Origin of the sequence: Microbacterium sp. zg.Y1084, from assembly GCF_024623595.1 — a bacterium.
GTDB classification, from domain to species: domain Bacteria; phylum Actinomycetota; class Actinomycetes; order Actinomycetales; family Microbacteriaceae; genus Microbacterium; species Microbacterium wangruii.
On sequence record NZ_JANJGV010000003.1, the window covers coordinates 631,670 to 653,766 of the forward strand.

The following is a 22,097-nucleotide window of genomic DNA, read 5'->3' on the forward strand; positions in this document are numbered from 1 at the left end:
AGCAACCACCGGTCGTTGAGCGAGCGGAGCGAGACGAAACGCAGCAACCCACAGTCGGAACCGCGTTTCGTCTCGGTCGCTGCGCTCCCTCGCTCAACGACCGGGGTGAACCGCTGATGGGCTTCAACAACCCCTCGGTGTCGTGGTCCGAGATGGAGCGACTGCTCAGCGGTCGCAAGCCCGCCGGCGCCGACGGCGGCGACAGCCCCGCATGGTCGCGCAAGCGCGGCGCCTACACACCCCCGCCCATCGCCCGCCCCGACGACGTCGTGCCGTACGCCGAGCTGCACGTGCACACGTCGTTCTCGTTCCTCGACGGCGCCTCCTCCCCGGAGGAACTCGTCGAAGAGGCCGAGCGCCTGGGCCTTCACGCCCTCGCCGTCACCGACCACGACGGCTTCTACGGCATCGTGCGCTTCGCCGAGGCCGCCGAGGCCCGCAGCGTCAAGACCGTCTTCGGTGCCGAGCTGTCCCTCGGCCTCCCCGGCCCGCAGAACGGCGAACCCGACCCGCACGGCCGGCACCTGCTCGTGCTCGCCCGCGGCGAGGAGGGCTACCACCGCCTCGCCGCCGCCCTCACCCACGCGCAGCTGGCGGGCGGGCAGAAGGGCCGCCCCGTCTACGACCTGCATGACCTCGCCGCCCGCGCCGACGGCCACTGGGCGGTGCTGACCGGATGCCGCAAGGGCGCCGTCCGCGCCGCGCTCGCCGCCGAGGGTGCCGCCGGTGCCGCCCGCGAACTCGACCTTCTGATCGACGTCTTCGGCCCCGACGTGGTCAACGTCGAGCTGATCGACCACGGCGCCCCGACGGATTCCCGCGACAACGACGTGCTGGCATCCCTCGCCGCCGAACGGGGACTCCCCGTGCTCGCCAGCAACAACGTGCACTACGCCGCGCCGGAGCGAGCCGACCTCGCCGCCGCCGTCGCCGCGGTGCGCGCCAACCGCAGCCTCGACGAGCTCGACGGGTGGCTCCCCGCCAATTCCGGCGCGCACCTGCGCTCGGGCCGCGAGATGGCGCAGCGCTTCGCCCGCTACCCCGGCGCCATCGCCCGCACCGTCGAGCTGGCCGACGAGCTGGCCTTTCCGCTGCGGCGGGCTAAGCCCGCGCTGCCGAAGCTCCCCGTGCCCGAGGGGCACACCACCATGTCATGGCTGCGGCACCTGGTCTGGGAGGCCGTGCCCCGCAAGTACCCCGACGCGACCGACGCCGACCGCGCCCGCATCGAGAAGGAGCTCGGGGTCATCGAGCAGAAGGACTTTCCCGGGTACTTCCTCATCGTCCACGGCATCGTGCAAGAGGCGCGCCGCCGCGGCATCCTGTGTCAGGGCAGGGGGTCCGCCGCCAACAGCGCCGTCTGCTATCTGCTGGACATCACGGCGGTCGACTCCATCGCCTACGACCTGCCGTTCGAGCGGTTCCTCTCGGCGCTGCGCGATGAGGAGCCCGACATCGACGTCGACTTCGACAGCGACCGCCGCGAGGAGATCATTCAGTGGGTCTACGCGACCTACGGGCGCGAGCGGGCGGCGCAGGTGGCCAACGTCATCCAGTACCGGCCGAAGAACGCCGTGCGCGACATGGCGAAGGCGCTCGGGCACTCGCCGGGGCAGCAGGATGCCTGGTCGAAGCAGGTGGAGCACTGGGGGCCGCTCCCCGAAGCCGACGCCGCCGCCGAGATGCACGACATCCCCGAGCGGGTGCTGCAGTATGCGACCGAGCTGCTGAAGGCCCCGCGACACCTCGGCATCCACTCCGGCGGCATGGTGCTGACCGACCGGCCCGTCGGCGAAGTGGTGCCGATCGAGCATGCGCGCATGGAGAACCGCACGGTCATCCAGTGGGACAAGGACGACGCGGCGTGGATGGGACTGGTGAAGTTCGACCTGCTGGGGCTCGGCATCCTGGCCGCCCTGCAGTACAGCTTCGATCTCATCGCGGATGCCACGGGGGAGCGGTGGGAGCTGTCGACCCTGCCCAAGGAGGAGCAGGCCGTCTACGACATGCTGTGCCGGGCCGATTCGATCGGGGTGTTCCAGGTGGAATCCCGCGCGCAAATGGGCCTGTTGCCCCGCCTGCAGCCGCGCAGGTTCTACGACCTCGTGATCGAGATCGCGCTGATCAGGCCCGGGCCCATCCAGGGCGGGGCGGTGCACCCGTATGTGCGGCGCAAGCTCGGGCACGAGCCCGTGACCTACCCGCACCCCAAGCTGAAGCCGGTGCTGGAGCGGACCCTCGGCATTCCTGTGTTCCAGGAGCAGCTCATGCAGATGGGCATGGCCGTGGGCGGGCTGAGCGGGGCGGATGCCGATGTGCTCCGCCGCGCGATGGGCTCCAAGCGCGGCGTCGAGCGGATCGATTCGCTGAAGAAGAAGCTCTACGCCGGCATGGCCGAGAACGGCATCACCGGGGACCTCGCCCACGACATCTACGCGAAGATCCAGGCGTTCGCGAACTTCGGGTTCGCCGAGAGCCACTCGCTGTCGTTCGCGCTGCTGGTGTACGCCAGCTCGTGGCTGAAGCTGCACTACCCGGCGGCGTTCCTCGCCGGGCTGCTGCGCGCGCAGCCGATGGGGTTCTACTCGCCCGCCACCCTCACCGCCGATGCCCGCCGCCACGGCGTGGAGGTCCTCCGCCCCGACCTCCATCGCTCCGGCGTCGAGGCCGTGCTCGAGCCGGTGGGAGAGGCGGGGAGCGCGGCGGGTTCGCCGTCGTCGCCGGCACAGGAGGAATCACCGGGACAGGACGTTTCCGGGCGCAACCGTCCTGTCTTCGGTAGTCCGCCTGTCTCCGGGAGGGGGCCGACGGGGCGGGATGCCTGCACCCACCGCAAGCAACCCCCCGTCCCCGAGTTCGACCCCACCGCGCCCGACGAGTCCGCCGCGCACCGCCGCGACGGCGCCTTCGCCGTGCGCCTCGGTCTCGCAGCGGTCAAAGGCATCGGCCAGCCGCTCGCCCAGCGCATCGTCGCCGAGCGCGAGGCGTCGGGGGAGTACCGCGACCTGCGCGACCTGGTGCGGCGCACCGGGGCGACCGCCGCGCAGCTCGAGGCGCTCGCCACCGCGGGGGTGTTCGGATGCTTCGGGCTCAGTCGCCGCGAGGCGATCTGGCTCGCCGGCTCCGCGGCGCAGGACCGCGCCGAGTTCCTGCCCGGCACGCTGGTGTCGGTGCAGCCGCCGCTGTTCTCCGACCCCACCAGCTACGAGGTGCTCGCCGCGGACCTGTGGGCCACGGGCATCTCGACGGACGACCATCCGCTGGCCCATTACCGGGCGAAGCTCGACGCCCGCGGGGTGCTCACCTCGGGCGAGCTGCGCACGCACGAGACCGGTCGCCGGGTGGAGGTCGCGGGCCTGGTGACGCACCGGCAGCGGCCGGCGACGGCATCCGGGGTCACGTTCCTCAACCTCGAGGACGAGCACGGTCTGGTGAACATCGTCTGCTCGGTGGGGGTGTGGAACCGCTATCGGCGGGTGCTGCGCGATGCGCCCGCGCTCATCGCGCGCGGGCTGCTGGAGCGCTCGCCGGAGGGCGTGACGAACCTGGTGGCGGATGCCTTCGAGGATCTGCGGGTGGGGGTGATGCACCGCTCGCGCGACTTCCGGTGAGTAACGCGCCACGTAAGCCCCGCCGAGAAAGCCGTTTTACTCGACGGGCGTTGATCGATGTCCAGGTTTGGTGAGTTCCAAGCTCACGAGGTGGCGTTGGAGGCGCTTGGTCATGGGGAGGAACGTGCTGAGGGTGAGGCCGCCTGAAAGGACTGCCCCCAACAGGGGGATCGACTTCGCTACACCACTCGCGAAGAGCTTCTTCGTCATCGTCACACCAAGATGCTTCGAGACCTGCTTGACGATCGGGTAGATGACGCCCTTTGTGAGTGCCTGCTGGGGAAGCCTCTTCGCGACACTGGCGGCCACCATGCCAGCGACCTTGGAAACACCACCCTGGGCGATTTGCACGCCGAACATCACACCTACGAACAGGATGAGCAGGTTCTCGGTGGCTTCGTCGAGGTCCTCGCCCGAATCGGCGAACAAATCCGGCCAGCCGTAGATGTAGGCCAGCTTCTGTGAGATCCGTAGCATGTGGCCCATGTATTGAGCGAGATCGGCTGGCACGGTGCCGATCATCGCAAGGCCGCCAGGAATGCCTGCAACAGTCGACAGGCCGGTCACTTTGCTGGTCTCGTAGGTGATTGACGTGTTCGCGACGTCGGTAATCACCTTGAGTGGAACGCCCGCTGCCGCAGGACTCTCTGAGACTGCGCGCTCAATCTGTTCTTCGGTGCAGTACCGGCGTAGCGCAGACCGAAGATACGCCGCCCGATTGATTCTCACACCGGGCAATTTCGCCGCTGCTTCAAGCACCTGCGCGAACCCTGTGCCTGGGCTTGCGATCTCCTTCGATTCGGTCATGCGGTCACGCTATCGCGAGCCTGCGACGTTACCGCCCATCAGCACATAACTGCGTGAAAACCGTGTCGCGTGACATCGAGACTATAAAACCTCGCTGAGGCTAACCGGGCACAGTCTTCGGGTGAGTTGCGCTCATGAGATGAATCGTGCCTGGTGACCTTGGGGCGCACGCGGCGTTCAGCCTAGGTGCAATGCGTCCGCGTTCGTCGGGCGTGACGATCCTGCTTCCGCTGACACTGAGCCGGCGCGACCTGTCCCTCGCTCCCTCCCCGGCACGACGAAGGCCCCGGGTCGCAACCCGGGGCCTGCCGTATCTCGTGTGCGCGTCAGGCGCGCACGCCGAGGGCGAAGCTCAGTGAGCCGTCGTCGCCGATCTGGGCGTCGAGCACCCGGTCGTCCAGCGGCAGCGCGGCCGACTGCTCGACGAAGACGCGGGCGCCGTCGGTCTCGATGACGGCATCCTCGGGCTCGGGCGACGACACGAGGGCGAGCTCGAAGCCGGCCTCAGCCTGGTCCGCACCGCGGATGCGCAGGCCGCCCTCTTCCGTCGGGATCTGCGACGTGAGCGTCTTGACGGCACTGGTGGCGTTCTCGGTGAGTGTGAGCATGATGCTCCCTTCCGTGGATTGCGGCGAAGACGGCCACGATTCCGAGATCGGGCCGCCATTGCAACCCGCGACGCACCTTCGGGCCGGACTCTCACCGGATACGGAGGTTCGGGCGCTGGCCCGCGCTGCTGGCCCGGGGCGTCGGCTGGTCGCGGCTAGAATCGATCAGCCAGCCTCTGTAGCTCAATGGAAGAGCAGTTGCGTCCTAAGCAAACGGTTGGGGGTTCGAGTCCCTCCAGGGGCACTTTGTGATGAGTCGCGACATAGGAGACATCTGAGTCGCGTCATAGGAGACATCAAGAACGAGAGCCTGGCCATCGGCCGGGCTCTCGTTCTTGGTTTCGCCAGTAGGTGCTGTCGGGGTCGATGGCGTTGGTGGCGATGATCTCGCCGGTGTCGAGGTGGATCACGGTGACCGTCGCGTCGTCGGCGATGAGGATGCAGCGTTTCCCGCGGTGGGGTGCGCCGACGCCGAGGTGGTGCATGCGACCGGCTCGGCGGAGGCTGATCTTGCCGTTGCTGCCGACGTGGTCGTAACGGACCCGGTAGTGGCCGGCGTCGGGCCGGTTCCCGGCGGGGAGCGCTTTGACCGTGGCAGCGTAGGCGGTCGCGGGGGTGGTGCCGGCGAGGGCGCGGTGCGGGCGGCGCTGGTTGTAGTGCTCGCGGAACGCGTCGAGTTGGCTCTGCAGCTGGGGGGTGGTGGCGCGGGGGGCGGGAGGTGTGAGCCAGCGTTTCAGAGTCTGGTGGAAGCAATCGATCTTCCTGAGTCAACCTTGTGCTTCGACGTCCTGCACGAGTGTCGCCTATGACTCGACTCATGTGTCGCCGATCACCCGTCGCCTATGTCGCGAACCCAAACACCTCCAGGGCAACGTCATTTTCGTGACCGCGAACCGCAACGCGTCCGATCACGCAGAGAGCCGGTGCCGGAGACCAGTACTTGAACTCCACCTGTCCGACTCGAACTCGATATCCTTGCGCCGGAAGATCATCGGTTCGGACCTCCGTGGAATGATGGGCACACCGTCTTTGCGTATTCCGTTGCCTAGCGGGCACAGATGGTCAGCATTCAGTTCACAGAAAAGGTCTGCATCTCCGCGTTCATAAGCGCTCGGATCTGCGTCTTTGCCTCGGCTCGTACGCCGGTTAGAGACATCACAATGCGAATGCGGTCGAGAATGTGTCGCTGTCGCCCTCTAAAGTGCTCCATTGCGGCATCCTCAACGTGGTAGGGCAGCGCCAGGAACGGGACAGGAGGAACGGTCTCCCCAAAATAAGCCATCCAGTCGTCGGGCACCGCGTCATAGATCTTCGTGTGCCATTCGTCACTGCGGGCACACGTGACCTGGCCGATGAAAAGCCATCGCCCGACTCGCGTGTCCTGCCAGTCCAGATGTCCGACTACATCAACCCCGGCGTCCTGCGCGCTTACCCGACGGACAACCGCGTTTGGGTTCATAGCAATGGTCATGCGCTGGCTGAGTTGGTTCATGGACTGCTCGAAGCTCAGAGTGGCGTCGCGGCCTATCTCCCCAAATCGCCCGACGTGGAGGCCGCGGCTCTCCAATGAATCCCCGACCACGTCTTCGAAGAGGTTTTCGACGAGAAGATCGCGGGACGCACTGAACGCGTGGTTGAGTGCGATCGCCAACAGTGACAGATAAGGAGACTCCTCTGGATCTACACCAACTCGAAAACTCACGCTGGTCGGCGACACTATGAAGGGGTATTTGTTCCCCAGTATTTGAGCGCGCTGCTCTAGGCAGCCCCACGTGCTGTCCGCGAGGTCTGCCGGCTCCCAATCCTCCGTTCCCGCGGATCCCACATCCGTGAGAATCTCCCTCGATCGGGCGTATGTGTCTGCGATCAAGTCTGCAAGCAGATTCTTGCGATTGCGATGTCCCTTCAGGGCTAACAACTCCATATAGTCGGCGAAGAAGGACGCCCTTGCCAGATTCCCGTAAGCGTCTTGGTTTGGCTTAATCTTCTTCAGGCTCACGGCGGTCCTTCACCGTCAACATCAGGGTCCGTGCGGTGGATGCCAGGGCCTCAGCTCGAGATACAACTACGTCCGTGACGAGGTAGGAATCAATACCGTTGACGATGAGTTCGAGAGAGTTGCGCGTAGTTTCCAGGCGGTCAGCTAACGAAGCGCGGTCAACCACTTGGTACGCCAGATTCAAGTCGCCGTACTTGATCAACGCTTCGCGCGCCGCATCATTTGCTAACACGCGTCCGTAGTTGGTCGCATCACGCGAATCATTCAGCACCGCACGAGTTGATCCCTTCCGCGGTTGGAGGTCCTCAAGAACCCGTTGGAGTTGTTCATCCCGTATCTCACGGGACGCTGCCTCTATAGCGTCGTAATCGACCGGGTCGCCAAAGCCAATGTACTCACGGACCTCGGCACTGTTAAGGAGTCGAGTCCAAACACCGAAGCGATTGCGCAGCACATACGAAGCCAGCTGCTGGAGCCCCAGATCATCGCGCGCCGTTCGCAGCACTCTCAGTGCGATGTAGGAGTTTCTAACGCCTGTGGCGTTGCTTCCTACACGTCGCCCAACGTCGCGGAACGGAGTTTGCGATGCTTGCGCGACAGCCCTCTTAATCTCATCTTCTAGATACCGCGCTTTTGCTTCCGGGCTCCAGGTCTTCAGGCCACCGATGTGCCGAAATCCTAGAAACTTCCTGACTTCCTCAGCAGAGGATACAACCAAGCACGGAACTTCGCGAAGCGCAGCCAACTGCGCGTCTGACGGACGACTCTCGAACTCGAACTCGAGATCCGCCTCCTCTGCGGCCGGTGTTTGGAGGAGAATGCTAATGGTTGCAAACCGTCGGTTACCCTCAACGACGGTGTGCAGTCCATTCTCCTCAGCCAAAACGACCAGGGGTTCATGCGCGAAAAAGCCATTAGCGAGCATGGATGCTGCGAGTTCGTCTAGCGTTTCCTCGTTATCGAGCCACGCCAACAACTCGGGCTGGGTCTTTCCCAGCATGTCTTCTGGCAGGCGCGGATTCTGCGGGTCCAGTTGAAGACTCTGGACCGGCAGCCGCCGAATGTCCTCTGCAACTGAGACCGCGTCAGTCATCGTATGTCTCCGATCCAATGGGTCTCATGAGATCGCCACTCTATCCAGAAATCGCCGTTCGACGCGTGTCTGCGTCTCCATCCGCTTCTTCATCCATCCCCACCGACCGAGCGGGGCGTCAGGCGCCGCACTCAACTCACACAAGGTGCGGGCGCTCACCGATCTGCTGAATCGAGTTGAAGCGCACGACACGCACACGCAAGGGCAGAACGCCCTCAATCGTCGGGTGCGACGAGTTGCCGGTTAGGGGGTCGACTGATAGGCGCCCGCGGTCGCGCGTGTCTTCCTAAGCGCGCTCAGAGCCGAACGTCGAGTCGATCAGCGCCCGTAGTGCCTTGGCCGCCATCGCGTCGAGTTGGAATGTCTGAGAGACCTTTGGTTCAGACTTTCGATCGTCGGACCCGAGCGTGCTGATCTGCAGAAGGGTGCCACCGCCGACGGGCCGAACCACGCGCACGATCGCGTCTGTTGTCGAGGGGTGGACGCGGGTAGTCGGCGGCGCGTTCGTGAACTTCCGAATGACGGCCATTCGTCTCCTTCGATCGGACCTATTGGCCCTACCCTAGCGGCGCGGCGACCGCTGCTGCTTCCCCCAAGTAGGACCCACGCATACCCTGGGCCGTAGAAGAGATCCCGGATCTGTCAGTCCACCCGACAGTGCCGATCTAGCCAGTTGCGCGGCGGACGCGTTGAAGGCGGATGCATACACCCGGCGTACGACGACTTGCCCTCTCACAAGGGCTGCCACATGCCCTCGCGCCGAAGTTCCAGAGAAGGGGACGGCGAGGGTGTCCGGAGAACGGGTTAGGGTCCGTCCAGCCCGTCGTCGCGGTGACGATGATGAGTCTAGGCAGATACCGGCGACTTACCCCCTACCGTGCCGCCGGCTCGGTACCACCAACTGCCCGCAGCGATCTTCAGCGCCGCGACCCTATGCTTCGACGACAAACACGATTTTTGCCTTTCCCCTGAATCGGCCTGGGTTTCGTTCCGTTCTTCAAGCAAGGATGGAAGACGATGAACAGGAAGTACTCGCCGGAGATGCGTGAGCGGGCGCTGCGGATGCTCGCGGAGACGCGGCCGTCGCACCCGACGATGATGAGCGCAGTCCGCCATGTTGCCGGGCTGCTGGGGATGAGCCCCGAGACGCTGCGGCTGTGGCAGCGCCGGGCCGAGGTCGACGCGGGCGTGAACCCCGGGCTGACAACCGATGCGGCGGCGGAGATCAAGCGGCTGCAGAAGGAGGTCTCGGAGTTGCGGAATGCGAACGAGATTCTCAAGGCTGCGAGCGTGTTTTTCGCGAAGGAGCTCGACCGCCCCTGACCGAGATGGTCCGGTTCATCGATGAGTACCGGGATCGTTTCGGGGTCGAGCTCATCTGCCGGGTCCTCCGACCGGCAGTGCAGGGCTTCCTCACCTCCCGCGGATACCGCTCCGCCGTCGGCCGCGCCCCATCAGCCAGGCATCTGCGCGATGACCTGCTGGTGCCGGAGGTCGCCAGGCTGCATGCGGAGAACTACGGCGTGTACGGGCGCCGGAAGATGCACGCGCTGATGCGCCGGCAAGGCTGGGACATCGGTCGTGACCAGACCGAACGGCTCATGCGCCTGGCCGGGGTCCGCGGCGTCAAGAAGTCGAAGCGGGTGTTCACCACATGCTCCGACAAGACCGCGGCACTGCCGAGCGACCTGGTCAACCGCCGCTTCACCGCCCCGGCGCCGCGGCGGCTGTGGGTGTGCGACGTGACCTACGTCGCGACGTGGTCCGGGTTCGCCTACGTCGCGTTCGTCACCGACGTCTACTCACGGCGCATCGTCGGCTGGAACGTTGCCTCGACTCTGCGGTCGGAGATCCTGCCGATGCAGGCGCTCGATATGGCGGCGTGGGGCGCCGGCGGGGATCTCACCGGGCTGATCCATCACGCCGACCACGGGTCGAACTACACCGCGATGGTCTACACCGAGAGGATCGTCGAGCTCGGCGCCGTCCCATCGACCGGCACGGTCGGGGACTCGTTCGACAACGCGATGGCCGAGGCGGTCAACAACCTCTACAAGACGGAGCTGATCCGCCAGCGGGGCCCCTGGCGGACGGTCGAGCAGGTCGAGCTCGCAACGCTCGAGTGGGTGTGGTGGTGGAACAACCAGCGCCTCCACGGAGAGCTCGACATGCGCACCCCGCTCGAGGTCGAGAACGCGTACTACGCTGACCTGGAATCAGCCCAACCGGCATCTGCCGGACAAACAATCCGATAGGAACGAAACCCAGGCCGATTCACCCATTCACAGGGCGCCCATCGCCCGGAGCCGATGTCGCGACCGCAGCCGAGGAGTTGGAGTCACGTATAGACAACACTGTCTGATGGCACACGCCCTACTGACTTGTGCAGGCATGGGTGGCTCAGCGGACGGGGTGCGGCATAGCGAGGGTATTTCGGCGCACGCTGGGTCTTAACGCGCGCACGCGCGTCAGAGCCCGAGTATGAACTGGGCAACCTGGTTAGCCCCTTCGACCGGGTTTCCCATGCTGACCGGGCCATTGGCGGCGAGGTTGACTCGGAACCTCACCGATGCGTCGACCACATGCCCAAAAGCGGCAACATCGTGACTACGCAGAACACGGATCGCTGCGTCATCCATGTCGTAGGCGCGGAAGAAGGTCGTAAGAAACGAGATCGCATAAGCCGGATCGGCCGCTTGGGTCGTGTGGTCATACCCGGCCCCTGAACTCGCACCGTACTCCGCAACATGGGCAATGAACCGTTCGATGACCTCGGGCGAGACCGCAGCCTCGCCCATGCGTGAGGCGATGCGTTCAACGAGGCTGGGGACCGTGAAACCGTTGCTGGCGTCGATCTCGGCGCGCTGGAGGCCGATGCTCACCAGCAGAAGTCGGTCCTCCTGATCGCTTCGTTCGACCTGATGTACGCCCTCGACGAGGTGTGACGAAGCCATACCTGTCGTCGTCTTGACCTCGATCCCGGTGCCCCAAAGCTCAATGTCGCGCGCGGATCGCTGCCAACCGTGCCAACCGGCGATGATTTCTGCCACACGCGCATCATCAGCGCGTCGACACAGTGCCTCAAGGAGGAGCAGTTCGCCCACCAGGCCAATGAGCGCCTGGTTCGAGAGCGTGAGGTTCTCGATGGCGAGTTCGATGATCGCTTCGGTACGGGCGAAGGCGCGTGGGAGATCGTTATCTGCGCCGTTGCGGAGGAGCTCGATGCAGATGAATGCCGCTACCTGATCGAAGTGCATGAGGGCGGGAAAGACGATGCGCGTTGCTTCGAACGACGTTCTGTCGTCTCTGAAAACTGGTCGGTAGTCGGATGCGTCATTAACTGAACGAGAGACCGCAACGAGTTGGGCACCTCGAAGAAGGAGTTCGAGCCTCCCCTCGGTGTCACGCGCCACCCCGACGACTTCCGCCGGCGTAATCCACTCGACGTTGCGCGACCCGGCTTCACGCGAGACCGGGAGGCGTTCGATCCGTTGTCGAACATCTTCGTAGCTGATCATCGAGTCATTCTCACGCTGCGATCAGCGAGCCCGCTCGCGTCGCGGCGAACTGCTCGGGGCCACCAGCGGGGATGCAGACCCCTACAGCGACTACCGGATGGGCCTGTCGTGGCCGCTTGTTGATGTAGAAGAGGATCTGGCCATGCGACCCTTGCGGGCGCCAAGGTGTCGTTCTAGCCGTTGCGGGCAGAACTTCGCCGCGATGGTAGTAGTCGAAGAACTCGTCGCCACGATAGTCCAGAGGGCCAGCGTTCGGATCGTTCGAGCCCCAGGTGGTGTCGAGATCCCCCCCGGCATTTAGGGCTTTCCGTGTGGCCCGGATGTTGAAGCCTAGGCCGGCGAGCGCTCCGTCGGTGATGCTCTCACCGTCGCCGTACCGAATTCCGACGGAGAACCGCGGCTGATGAAGCTGTTTGGCGCTCAAGTCGGCCAGCGCCCATCGGCCCGAAGGCACTCCGGTGACGAAAAGGCCCGGAACGGCACGGGTTAAGGATGCTTCCCACAAGCGGAGATACGCGGCAATGGCGTAGGGGCACTCGAAGCGGGCATCCGAGGCTGTCCCGCTTGTGGGGCTTGGAGCGTTGTAAAACCTGGTTCCCGGGGGCAGTGGCAGAGTTGCGTCTACTCGGGCCCGGACTTGTTGCCACAACTCGGCCAGGCGGCTGTCGTTGCCAGGTGCGTACGACTCGAAGGAGAAACTATCGAGGAGGTCAGCAGCCTCTGACAGTGACAGCGTGCGGTCCAGGGCACGTCCACGCGTAGCGCGGCCGACCGACACGTCGACCGAGGGCTCGGCGAATAGCTCAGCAACAAGTCGCTCGTTTGGGTCGGGCGTCTGTCCACCGTTGATGAGCGTGATGAACGGCTTTGCGCCGGGGCAGAGCGGCACGCGGCCAACATTGGCGATCTTTCCAGTAGCTAGAAAACTCATGCCATGCAGGACGACCGGAGAAGGTGCATCTCCCGCCATCCGCGCCGCGATGCCTTGCCGGAGGGCCTCGTCGACGTCGTGGTAGGCGCCAAACAACTCAATTTGCTGCCGGGTAGCGAACACGCGGCACAGCTCAATGTAATCTCCGCGGTAGCCGAACCACCGCTGCATCTGCATCTGGGTGTCAGCGAATGGGTTTGCCGAGCTACGGCGGAAAAGTGCTGTAGTCATCCCCTCTAGCGTCAGCCCGCGCGCCATCACGTTGCCAGAGACGAAGACCGTCGAGAGGTCGGGGGCCGCGCGCCAGCGCTGAGCGGCCTCGTCGAAGACCGGCTTGTACTCGGGTCGGTCGTCCGCTTCGGCGTCGCTGTTGACGACAGAAACACGTGTCCCCGGAATGACCTCTGCCTCAAGGATCGCGCGCACGGTCGGCCATGTGGGTACTGGCCGCGGGTTCATCACGTTGAATTCTGTCGCTATGGCGGTTGACGAGGCCTGGTAGCGGTCGATCCATATTTCCCAGAGAGGCTCTTCGCTACGCATTTTCGCGATTAGGTCGAGCGGGAGTTGCGCGTTGCCTGATGTGAGCAAGTTGCGCGCCGCCGCGCGATCTTGCGCCCCAGCCCAAACGAGTACATCTTCAGCAGTTGCGAAGTGAGCGCCAATGTCCGCCGAGGGGTGGATCAGCATCGATTGGGTGGGTGGCGAAACCGCCCGCACGTCGTCTCGCAGCGCGAAATCAACACCCCTGATCGAGTGAGGCCCCATCAGGGCGGGCGTATTGGTTGAGGCCCAGTGCAACCGGATTGCACCGGCAATGAGGAAGGCGCGGATGGAATCTGCGAGATCCTCGTCGGGCTCTCCCGCCAACTCAAGGCAGAGGCCAGCCTTAGCGCCGCGAGCGTAATAGACCTCGCCGCCCGTGTAGTAACTGTTGATACCGTTCGGTTCAGGATAGGTGGATGACCGCGGCGCGTTTGGGTCGGCGGGCTGAGCCGGTATGCCGACATCGAGCGGCGTTCTAAGCGAGATCACGAAGTCCCGGGGCGCAAGCGGATTGTGGTCTTCTTGGAGCAGGTTCGCCTGCGGGGTCGCGGTGTACCCGATGTATGTGGCGAACAGGTTGTCAGGTGCCCCGCTCGAGCGGGGTTCCCACAGGTCAGCGATCGCACGGGGGACCTGCTTGAGCGCGGGCGAAAGCGGTGACAAGGATTGCTCGACAACTGCATCGAGCACTGATCCGTCATCCGCTTCATCGTCGAGGACGAGCATGTGCACCGCGCGGTTAAGTTGAGCGACCTCGCCGAATACGCTCTGACGCAGTTCTCGGCCTAGCGCATAGAGATGGTCGGTCTGCTTCATCGCAACGACGATTAGTGGCTGTTTCTGCGTCAGCTTGCGCCTAACCTGCGCGGAGGGCAGCCGATACGTGCCATCGAGCGTCCCAGATGCGCCGCCGAGGACCACGCCCGGAGCCGGGCAGAGCAATCGTCGCCGCGCCTTCGCGACGCCCTCCTCACCCGCATCGAGCTGTTCAACCATGCGTTCATACGTCTGGCGCCACAGCGACAGACGCGTCCCTGCGAGGATCACCACGATGTCGATACCGTGGTCGAGCGCCAAGGCGGTCACGCCGAACATGGAGGCTGTCTTGCCTGATTGCACCGAGCCCATGACTAGACCCGTGCGCGTCCTGCTCTGTGGCCACGTCGCGACATCGGGCGACCCCGCACCGAGTAATCCTCGCTCGACGATGTAGGCGCAATCGGTGCGGAGCGCTCCTCGCGCGGTCGAGGTCATCTGTCCCAGCTCGGCAGCGTACCGGCCCCACCATGTGTCTTCCGCACCAGACGGCGGGTCGAAATGCACCCGTTCCACGTTGTCTGTCACGCACCCCTCGCCGATATGCGGGATAACAGCAGCGACTCCACCCCGGACGAGCCGAACCGTGAACGGATCGCTTCGGAGGCTGATGTGATGTCGATTCCAAGCTTCTCGACGACGCCTGCCGCGATGCGAGCGATGAAATCCCATTGCGTGCGCGTCTGCGTCTTTTCAGGTCGCGTCCACTCATTCAGTGCAGCATCGCGAATCGCCTCGGCGTTGGCCTCGATACGTTCTTCGATGTCATCCGGCGCGCCGGCAGTGGCAATCGCGATGCCGACGAGGGACCCGACCAACTGCAGGTCCTGCCACCTGCTGCTCTTCCCGTCGCCGCGGAACTTCTCAGGCCAGAGCTCGTCGTAGGTCGCGTGCAAGCTGGCTGCCTGTGTGACGAGGCCGAAGAGATCGGCTAGACGCGACGAGACTCGCAGGGGATGTGAGTTATCATCCTGCACCCGTTTAAGGAGGTCGTCGGTGTGTCGCGCGGTGGACGGGAGCAGTTTGTTTCCCGAATCATTCACGAGCACCGCAATGATCCATCCGAGGACCTTCGTCCGGCGGTACCGCGCCGCGCCGAAGCCATAGTCGGCCAGTGTCTTGCCTAGTTCGGCTACGCCTGGCACGTTGACGAGCGAAGGGGTGATGTCTTCGATGCGGGCACGCCTGCTCGCATCACCAGCCGCCACGAGGATCGCGCGCGTGAGTTCAACGTCGTGGAACACGGCGTTGCGAATTTCCTCGGCGTTGAGGTGCATGCCCTGCTTGTTGTAGAGGTTGAAGACCTCGTGAATTTGCCGCTGGCTTGCCTTGGTGTACTCAATTACGGGGACCTTGTAGTCTGGTGCGCCCTCGAAGAGTTCTTCGACCGTAACCTCCTGATCGGCTACGTGGATCGTGCGTCCCTTGATCTGGGTGTAGTACTTCCCGCGTAGAGGCTCTAGATCCTTGCCGACGAGCACACCGTTCTTGTCATTACGCAGGCGGAACGGGAAATAATAGTCATCCTCGAGCTTTGCCGTCAGCGGCTCGCCCATGTAGCTTTTCCACGCCAAGCGGAATTGGGGATAGTCGGTTTCAAACTTCTCTCGAAGTCGGGCCTCAGGCTTTGCTTTGTCGGCCTCAATCACCCTCGCCAGTGCTTCGGGATGTTTGCCCACGAAACGCAAGATCGCAGTCAAACGCTGCTTGCCGTCAACCACGTCATCGGGGACAGCGCCGCCCTTCCGCAGCAAGATGATAGAAGGCAAGGGGATACCCCGAAGGATTGACTCAATCAGTTTCTGCCGGTCTCCGGTGCGCCACACGTCCCCGCGCTGATAAGAGGGCGTGAGGTTCAGTTTCTTCTTTGTCAACTGGAAAATGTGCCACACGTCCGCTTTGGCTGTGACGGGCTCCGGTGAGACGTCCTCGTCGTCGCCCTCGGTTTCCCACTGATCCGACCAGGAAGCGGTGGCGGACGCTTGGGTGCCACCGTCTGCGTTGAGTTCCGCTATGAACTCGTCTTTTAGTCTGGCAGCTCTCTCGGCGCGTTCCGCGAGGCGCTCCAAGGCCTCAGTGGTTAGCCCAGTGGCCCCGTTGGACTCATCGATCCCTTGGGTTTCGGGGACGAAGTTGAGGTTTTTCGCGAGGCTGCGCGTGAACGTGCCGAGGTCGGTATTGGAAAGATCGTCATCAAAGCGCAGCCACCCTTGTACGTCGCTCAGCCGGGATATCCAAGCATCGGAATCAAAGTCGACTTCGGCGGGCGAAAAGCTGGCGCAAGCCTGTAACCCCTCTGGGGTGTCGATAACGTCAGATAGTTCCGCGAGTGCTTCCGCGATGCGATCCTGCGCTTGCGCGCGCGGGCTCTCCTCTGGCGCGTCCTCGGTAGTCTCTGCAAGGTTCAGGCTCATGCGTCGCGCTTTCTCTCGGTACTTCCCAAACCTATCTCTACGCAGCTTCGCCCGTTACTGCATCTACAAACGGTGCGCTTTCGGACTGTGCGCCGCCCCGGGCTAGGGCGTTGATCAATGGCTCGGCGATCTTGCGCACGACCTTTGCATTGACGGCGTTGCCGAGCGCCTTGTATGCAGCGACGTCGCTTGCAGGGAGGGCGAGACCTCCGAGGCTCTGCAGCCGGGCGCATTCCGCCGGGGTCATGTAGCGCCTCGCACCCGTCCCGGAGAGTCGTGCTCCCAGGATTGGCACCTGCGTCTGCGTCATCGCGATCAGAGCGGGCGCCGTTGCCGGCCTCTTCACACGGACGCCCGAGGCGCGGACCTGTATGACGTAAGCGTCGATGTCTCGCTCGCCGCCCTGCGCGTTCCATTCGAACTTCTGGAAGCTGGAAGGGAACTCCCACGGCTGCCAACGATCAAGCCATGGGTCGATCCATCCGCGGTTATCTCGGTAGAACTCACGGTTTTGCCGGATATAGGTTCGCTTCCAGCCCGGGAACTCAGCATCTCCGTCTCGTCGGGAGTGGCTAGGAATAAGTGGCTTCTGCTCAGCAATGCTCAGCCCATCGAGCGGGAACCCGAACGATCCCCTGAAGCCATCGAGTTCGCCAGGTCGCCGCTGGGACCACGCCCTCGGTGGCGTCATCCCCTCATAGGGATAACTCGCACGGAACTCCATTGACCAGATCGGGAATGAGGGGAGTTTGACGTCCTCCGGAGCGCGCCGCAGGAAGTCGCTCCACATATCGATCGCATCCTGCGTCCTCTCAGGCACGGCGCGAACGGGCTGCGCGTAAGGGTCAAGAGCGGTGGCAATAGTGGTCTTTTCATAGCTCTCGCCTGGCCACTCGAACCCGGCGAGTCCACCCTCGGAGATAAGCGCTCCGACAAAGTAAGCACGCTCACGCACCTGCGGGATGCCGAACTGGTGCGGGGACAACCGCCGGATGTCGACGTCGTATCCGATGTCGGCGAGGTTCTTGATAATCGTCGCCTTAGTTTCACCTCCGTTGTGATTGAGTATGTTTGGGACATTCTCAAGAATGAACCGGCCAGGCTTCTTGACTCGAAGGATGTCGTGCACTTTGAAGAACAGGTGACCCTGGAGGGTGTGCTCAAAACCCTGCTGCTTACCTGACTTCGAAAACGGCTGACATGGAAAGCCCGCGGTGAGTACTTCGTGATCTGGAACGCGCTCGGCGATTACCTCATCCGTGTCGAGCTCATTGACGTCCGACCACGGCGCAATGCCGAAGTTGGTCTCGTAAAGCGCGTTTAGTGCCGGCTCCCACTCCGCCGCGAAGACGCCCTCGCCACCCAACTCCCGGAGTGCGACATGAAAACCACCGAGACCAGCGAAGAGGTCGACGAATCGGAAGGTTGGATGCTGCCCTGCCATGCTGCGCGTTCTCCTTCAAGGCCCGAGGTTAGTTCGCTTCTTCGTGCAACGGGTGGCTTGAGCACGTAGCAGGCGAAGGTCACCGCCGCCATCGCGGTGGGTTCCCTCTAACAATAGGTGGAGCGACCGACATCACCGGAGTGCTCGGACGGCGCGCCCGTTCCACACCGCCCACCGCGGCCTGCTCGAGCCCACGGGCCATCGACTCCGCCGGGCGCTGATGATCATCGGGGGTATCGCGTTCGTCGCCGACATGGTCATCGGCCTCGGCGGCGGGCTCGCGGGACTCGTCTTCACTCGATACGGCACGGCGCCCGTGGTGGCCTTGGGGATACTCGCTCTCGTGGTCGAGTTCTCGAGCGTCGGCCCGAGCGGGGCTTCGTGGGACGACGCATCCAGGATGTCGGGCGTACCGCGTTGAGTTCGTACGTCCTTCAGAATCTCGTGGCATCCGCGATCTGTTACGGCTGGGGTCTGGGGCTTGCGGCACGGCTCGACCCCGGCGTGCGCGTGCCGGCGACGATCGGGATCTACGTCGTCGTGGTCACCGCAGCGGCGATCTGGCTGAAGCGCTTCTCGCGCGGGCCGGTCGAGCTGGCGTGGCTGTGGAGCTTCGAGCGCATCACGCGAACGTTGGATCGTCGCGCGGCAGCTCCGGCTCGGGTTTCGTAGCCTCGCCGACGCCTGGGCGGTCGTCCGCGCGCCGCCCATACCGCGCGAGCAGGTGCCACACCTTCTTGAGCGATTGCGCGGGGTGGAGGCCTGAACGGGCGGCGACCCCAATGACATCAGGAGTCAATTCACCCGCGAGGGATGCCGCGAGGGCTGCGTACCGCGGCCCTCGGTACTCGAGGTCAAGCGCATCGGTCTTGACTCTGAAGCCGGGATGGAAGTCGACTTCGGAAAGTCGCGCTGCCGCCGTATGAATGGCTGTTCCTCGATAACAGGGGTCGAGAACGATCGCTTCGACATCCCTTGCGAAGGTGACGCCGCCGTGGACGTGCGCCTCGACGTAGCGATCCAAGGGTTCGCGATCTTCGGACAGCATCCGCCCGACGAGCGACGGCAGTTCATCCACGCCCACGATCCGGTCCGGTTGGAACACGGAGTCGGGGTAACAGAATGTCGCTCGCGCAGACGCCTCGGGCCGGAGGCGGAGGAACGCTGAGCCGAATCGCGGCGCGGAGCCGTGCGCCTCTCCGAGGTCGAGCGCGCCGTAGACCGGGCGGGCGTCGGCGGGCGCGGTGTCGTACCGGCCGTTGAACAGGCGGCTTTCCCAGTGCCAGCGGTCGCCGCCAGCATGAGCCGTGTGGCCCCCGTTGGACGTGCCGGTCTCGAACTGAGAAAGGTACCGACCGCTCGACACCATGGCGCCGAGAACCGTTGTGCTCCGATAAGGCCAGTCCGGATGGAAATGGAGGAGCACTCTCGTGGGCACGGGGCGAGAGTAGCAAGAGCCCCGTTGCGCGCGGCGGGTGGGTGCATGGCGGCTATCAGGAGACCGCCGGTGCTCCGCGCGCCGTCGCAAACCGACCTGCCAGCTGTGCGAACGCCTCACCCAGCTCGCGCGGCTCCACCGCGTCGATGTCCGCGTCGAACCGCCCCAGCGACGCCGCGAGCGCCACCCACGACCACGACCCCGCCGTGTACCGGCAACGGTCCGGTCCCAGTGCCTCCACCACGCCGTCCCCGGCGAACGGGAGCACCGCCTCGGCGGGCAGATGGAGTACCACCGTCCCCACGCACGGCCACCCGGAGCCGTCCTCCGACCCCATGAACCGCCCAGCTACGAACGCCGCGGCATCCCCGCCGGGAATCTCGCGCGGTGCGAACGCCAGCCGCGTCAGCGCGCGCGGCGTGATGCGATCGGCGCGGAAGAGGCGCCAGTCCTCGACGTCGAGGTCCCACGCCACGAGGTACCAGCGGCCCTGTGACGCGACGAGGTGGTGCGGCTCCACCCGCCGCGGCCGCGCCACATCGGCATCCGGCCCCAAACCACCGGACGCGCCCGGGGTCGCGTAGTCGAACCGCAGCACCTCATGCGCGCGGACGGCGCTCGACAGCGCGATGAGCACCTCGGGCGACGCGGATGCCGCGGGGCCGTCGCCGGGGCGGGGCACGGTGGTGAAGGCGATGGCATCCAGGCGCTGGCGCACCCGCGACGGCATCACCTGCCGCACGGTGGTGAGTGCCCGCAGCGCTGCCTCTTCGATGCCGGCGCCGGTGACGGTCGCCGCCTGCAGCGCGACGGCCAGCGCCACGACCTGGTCGTCGTCGAACAGCAGCGGCGGCAGCTCGCTGCCGGCATCCAGTCGGTATCCGCCGTCGGGGCCCATGGTCGCCTCGATGCGGTAGCCCATCTCGCGCAGCCGGTCGACGTCGCGGCGCACCGTGCGGTGACTGATCTGCAGCCGGTCGGCGAGCACGGCGCCCGGCCAGTCACGCCTGCTCTGCAGCAGCGACAGCAGTTTCAGCAGCCGGGAGGTCGTCGTCATCACGCCTCGACTTTAGGGGGGGGGTGGAGGACCGAAACAGTCCTCTACTGCTGCGACAGTGGGCGCAGCCGGGACGCACCCGGCATCCGATCGAGGAGCAGACATGAGCATCACCACGACCACCCACCTGAACTTCCGCGGCGACGCCCGCGCGGCCCTGGAGTTCTATCGCTCCGTGTTCGGCGGCGACCTCTCGATCGCCACGTACGGCGATTTCGGGATGCCCGCCGAAGCTCCGGGTGCCTCGAACGTCGTGTTCGGGCAACTCGAGAGCGAGAACGGATTCCGCGTCATGGCCTATGACATCCCGGGCGCGACGGGCGGCTCGGCGGCGACGGCGGGCACGACGCGACGCGAGAACGGCGTCACCCTCACCGACCAGCCGTTCTTCGTCTCGGTGCGCGGCGACGCGCTCGACGAGGTGCAGGGCTACTGGGTGGCCCTCTCGGTCGGCGCCTCGATCGTCGAGCCGCTCGCGGCATCGGCCTGGAGCCCCGGATTCGGCATGCTCACCGACCGCTTCGGCGTGACCTGGATCCTCGACGTCGCCGCGGCGGCGTACAGCGCGGATTGAGGGCGGGGGAGACGCGCAGGCGGTGTGCGCGTCTCCTCGCTGTTCAGCGTCCGGAGGCCGCAGCGCGGTGCGACCGCACCCACCCGAGAAACTCCTCGATCGCGTTCGCCGCCGCCCGTGCCCGCACCGACGCGAACAGGTCGAAGCTGTGCTGCGTGTCGGGCAGCTCGGCGTAGATCACCGCCGCCGCCGACCGCTCGCGCACGGCATCCGCCACCGCCCGGGCGACGCCCGGCGGGAGAGCCGAGTCCTTCGCGCCCTGCACGATGAGGATCGGCGGTGCGTCCGGGGTCGCCAGGTGCGCCGGCGAACTGGCGCGGTCGGCACCTAGAGCGCCGAGGTAGCCGTACAGCGAGACGGCCCCGGCGACCGACGTGTCGGCCTGCTCGAATCCCGGCTGAAACCGGGGGTCACCCGCAGTCAGGGCCGCGGAGAGGGCGAGGTGCCCCCCGGCGGAGGTGCCGGCGAGGAAGATCTGCTCCGGATCGATCCCGTACGCCTGCGCGTGCGCCCCCACCCACGCGATCACGCGCTTCGCGTCGATGAGCGACCGGGGGAAGACCCCCTGGCCCCGAAGTCCGTAGTTCGCGCTGACGCAGAACCACCCGTGCGCGGCCAGCTGGTTCAGCAGCGTGACGCTCTCGCGGCTCTTGCCGCCGGAGGTGAACCCGCCGCCGTGCAGGTGGATGAGCGCGGGGCGACCCGGTGCGCCGCCGCCCCGGTCGTAGATGTCGAGCAGGTGCGCACGACCGCCGTCGGCGTAGGCGACATTGCGCGTGCGCGTCACCCCGGACGCATGCCGCTGAAAGGGCAGCAGGATGCCGCGCGGCCACGGCGACGGCAGCGGATCGGGGACGCGGAACTCCGGCCGCAGCCGGGCGCGCCAGTCGCTCCCGAGTCCCGCCGTAAGCGCTGCCGCGAACGCGGGCCCCGCGCTGCGCGCCCGTACCTGGATCCAGACGAGCGCGGCGGCGACCAGCACCGCGAGCACCAGGGCCGGCGTGGTGGCCCCGTCGCGTTGCGTGGCATCCGTCAGGGTCGCCGCCACCGACGCGACGAACACCGCCAGCAGTACCAGCGGGATCTCGTTGCAGGCCAAGGTGAGCACGTACACGGCGAAGCCGAGGCGTGTACGACGGAAGGGGAACCACAGCGTCGTCGCGACGAAGACCGCCCAGATCGTGACGGTGGTGAGCAAGCCCACGGGTGCGTGCTCCCTCCGACGCCGTGGTCGAACCGGT

Annotated in this window: 17 protein-coding genes, 1 tRNA gene and 1 pseudogene; 6 read left to right on the forward strand and 13 right to left on the reverse strand. The window is 65.3% G+C overall.

From position 1 onward, the window contains the following. Positions 1 to 116 precede the first annotated feature (116 nt). On the forward strand, positions 117 to 3,611 hold the full coding sequence (locus NQ165_RS07615; protein WP_257532277.1) for an error-prone DNA polymerase: 3,495 nt from the start codon (positions 117 to 119) through the stop codon (positions 3,609 to 3,611). A 36-nt stretch (positions 3,612 to 3,647) separates the two neighbouring features. Here the strand turns inward: NQ165_RS07615 and NQ165_RS07620 are convergent, their stop codons facing one another. Beyond that, the gene (locus NQ165_RS07620) at positions 3,648 to 4,418 is read right to left on the reverse strand and encodes an EcsC family protein (protein ID WP_257532279.1); all 771 of its coding nucleotides are present in this window, start codon (positions 4,416 to 4,418) and stop codon (positions 3,648 to 3,650) included. A gap of 326 nt (positions 4,419 to 4,744) precedes the next feature. After that, the gene (locus NQ165_RS07625) at positions 4,745 to 5,026 is read right to left on the reverse strand and encodes an iron-sulfur cluster biosynthesis family protein (protein WP_257532282.1); all 282 of its coding nucleotides are present in this window, start codon (positions 5,024 to 5,026) and stop codon (positions 4,745 to 4,747) included. Between the two features lie 172 nt (positions 5,027 to 5,198). Here NQ165_RS07625 and NQ165_RS07630 point away from each other — a divergent pair. Continuing rightward, positions 5,199 to 5,270, forward strand: a tRNA-Arg gene (locus tag NQ165_RS07630). Between the two features lie 52 nt (positions 5,271 to 5,322). Here NQ165_RS07630 and NQ165_RS07635 read toward each other — a convergent pair. The 4 genes and pseudogenes from NQ165_RS07635 to NQ165_RS07645 form a co-directional block, all read right to left on the reverse strand. Continuing rightward, positions 5,323 to 5,511 (reverse strand): hypothetical protein, encoded by a 189-nt coding sequence (locus NQ165_RS07635; protein WP_257532283.1) that lies wholly within the window; start codon positions 5,509 to 5,511, stop codon positions 5,323 to 5,325. Positions 5,512 to 5,649: 138 nt separating this feature from the next. Continuing rightward, positions 5,650 to 5,784: pseudogene (locus tag NQ165_RS14715) on the reverse strand (integrase core domain-containing protein); the annotation flags it as partial. Positions 5,785 to 6,095: 311 nt separating this feature from the next. Further along, on the reverse strand, positions 6,096 to 7,025 hold the full coding sequence (locus NQ165_RS07640; RefSeq protein WP_257532285.1) for a hypothetical protein: 930 nt from the start codon (positions 7,023 to 7,025) through the stop codon (positions 6,096 to 6,098). Continuing rightward, complete coding sequence (locus NQ165_RS07645) at positions 7,006 to 8,118, reverse strand: ParB N-terminal domain-containing protein (RefSeq protein ID WP_257495584.1); 1,113 nt, start codon at positions 8,116 to 8,118, stop codon at positions 7,006 to 7,008. Before NQ165_RS07645 ends, NQ165_RS07640 begins: the two co-directional genes overlap by 20 nt. Before the next feature lie 1,017 nt (positions 8,119 to 9,135). Here NQ165_RS07645 and NQ165_RS07650 point away from each other — a divergent pair. Then, a protein-coding gene (locus tag NQ165_RS07650; protein WP_374940931.1) for an IS3 family transposase occupies positions 9,136 to 10,373 on the forward strand; the annotation gives its coding sequence in 2 pieces (ribosomal slippage) (positions 9,136 to 9,415 and positions 9,415 to 10,373; 1,239 coding nt in all). Between the two features lie 213 nt (positions 10,374 to 10,586). On the opposite strand, the gene NQ165_RS07655 is transcribed toward NQ165_RS07650, so the two are convergent. From NQ165_RS07655 to NQ165_RS07670, 4 genes are read right to left on the reverse strand one after another with little or no spacing between them, the layout of a single operon-like run. Beyond that, positions 10,587 to 11,636, reverse strand: coding sequence for a PD-(D/E)XK motif protein (locus NQ165_RS07655; RefSeq protein ID WP_257532289.1), 1,050 nt, complete (start codon positions 11,634 to 11,636; stop codon positions 10,587 to 10,589). 10 nt (positions 11,637 to 11,646) lie between these two features. Then, positions 11,647 to 14,457, reverse strand: coding sequence for a Z1 domain-containing protein (locus tag NQ165_RS07660; protein ID WP_257532291.1), 2,811 nt, complete (start codon positions 14,455 to 14,457; stop codon positions 11,647 to 11,649). Then, positions 14,454 to 16,343, reverse strand: a complete 1,890-nt coding sequence (locus NQ165_RS07665) for a DUF262 domain-containing protein (RefSeq protein ID WP_257532293.1) — start codon at positions 16,341 to 16,343, stop codon at positions 14,454 to 14,456. Before NQ165_RS07665 ends, NQ165_RS07660 begins: the two co-directional genes overlap by 4 nt. A 37-nt stretch (positions 16,344 to 16,380) precedes the next feature. Further along, the gene (locus NQ165_RS07670; protein ID WP_257532295.1) at positions 16,381 to 17,787 is read right to left on the reverse strand and encodes a DNA cytosine methyltransferase; all 1,407 of its coding nucleotides are present in this window, start codon (positions 17,785 to 17,787) and stop codon (positions 16,381 to 16,383) included. Between the two features lie 220 nt (positions 17,788 to 18,007). On the opposite strand from NQ165_RS07670, the gene NQ165_RS07675 reads away from it, so the two are divergent. Continuing rightward, the gene (locus tag NQ165_RS07675; protein WP_257532297.1) at positions 18,008 to 18,208 is read left to right on the forward strand and encodes a hypothetical protein; all 201 of its coding nucleotides are present in this window, start codon (positions 18,008 to 18,010) and stop codon (positions 18,206 to 18,208) included. Then, positions 18,169 to 18,459 carry a DUF418 domain-containing protein gene (locus NQ165_RS07680; RefSeq protein ID WP_257532299.1) on the forward strand — a complete coding sequence of 97 codons (291 nt, stop codon included), beginning with the start codon at positions 18,169 to 18,171 and terminating at the stop codon, positions 18,457 to 18,459. Before NQ165_RS07675 ends, NQ165_RS07680 begins: the two co-directional genes overlap by 40 nt. Here the strand turns inward: NQ165_RS07680 and NQ165_RS07685 are convergent. Next, the gene (locus tag NQ165_RS07685) at positions 18,410 to 19,225 is read right to left on the reverse strand and encodes a DUF3626 domain-containing protein (RefSeq protein WP_257532301.1); all 816 of its coding nucleotides are present in this window, start codon (positions 19,223 to 19,225) and stop codon (positions 18,410 to 18,412) included. The genes NQ165_RS07680 and NQ165_RS07685 overlap by 50 nt on opposite strands. 55 nt (positions 19,226 to 19,280) lie before the next feature. Further along, on the reverse strand, positions 19,281 to 20,282 hold the full coding sequence (locus NQ165_RS07690) for a YafY family protein (protein ID WP_257532303.1): 1,002 nt from the start codon (positions 20,280 to 20,282) through the stop codon (positions 19,281 to 19,283). A gap of 103 nt (positions 20,283 to 20,385) precedes the next feature. On the opposite strand from NQ165_RS07690, the gene NQ165_RS07695 reads away from it, so the two are divergent. Beyond that, the gene (locus tag NQ165_RS07695; protein ID WP_257532305.1) at positions 20,386 to 20,856 is read left to right on the forward strand and encodes a VOC family protein; all 471 of its coding nucleotides are present in this window, start codon (positions 20,386 to 20,388) and stop codon (positions 20,854 to 20,856) included. A gap of 43 nt (positions 20,857 to 20,899) precedes the next feature. On the opposite strand, the gene NQ165_RS07700 is transcribed toward NQ165_RS07695, so the two are convergent. Further along, on the reverse strand, positions 20,900 to 22,060 hold the full coding sequence (locus NQ165_RS07700; RefSeq protein ID WP_257532307.1) for an alpha/beta hydrolase: 1,161 nt from the start codon (positions 22,058 to 22,060) through the stop codon (positions 20,900 to 20,902). Between the last annotated feature and the right edge of the window lie 37 nt (positions 22,061 to 22,097).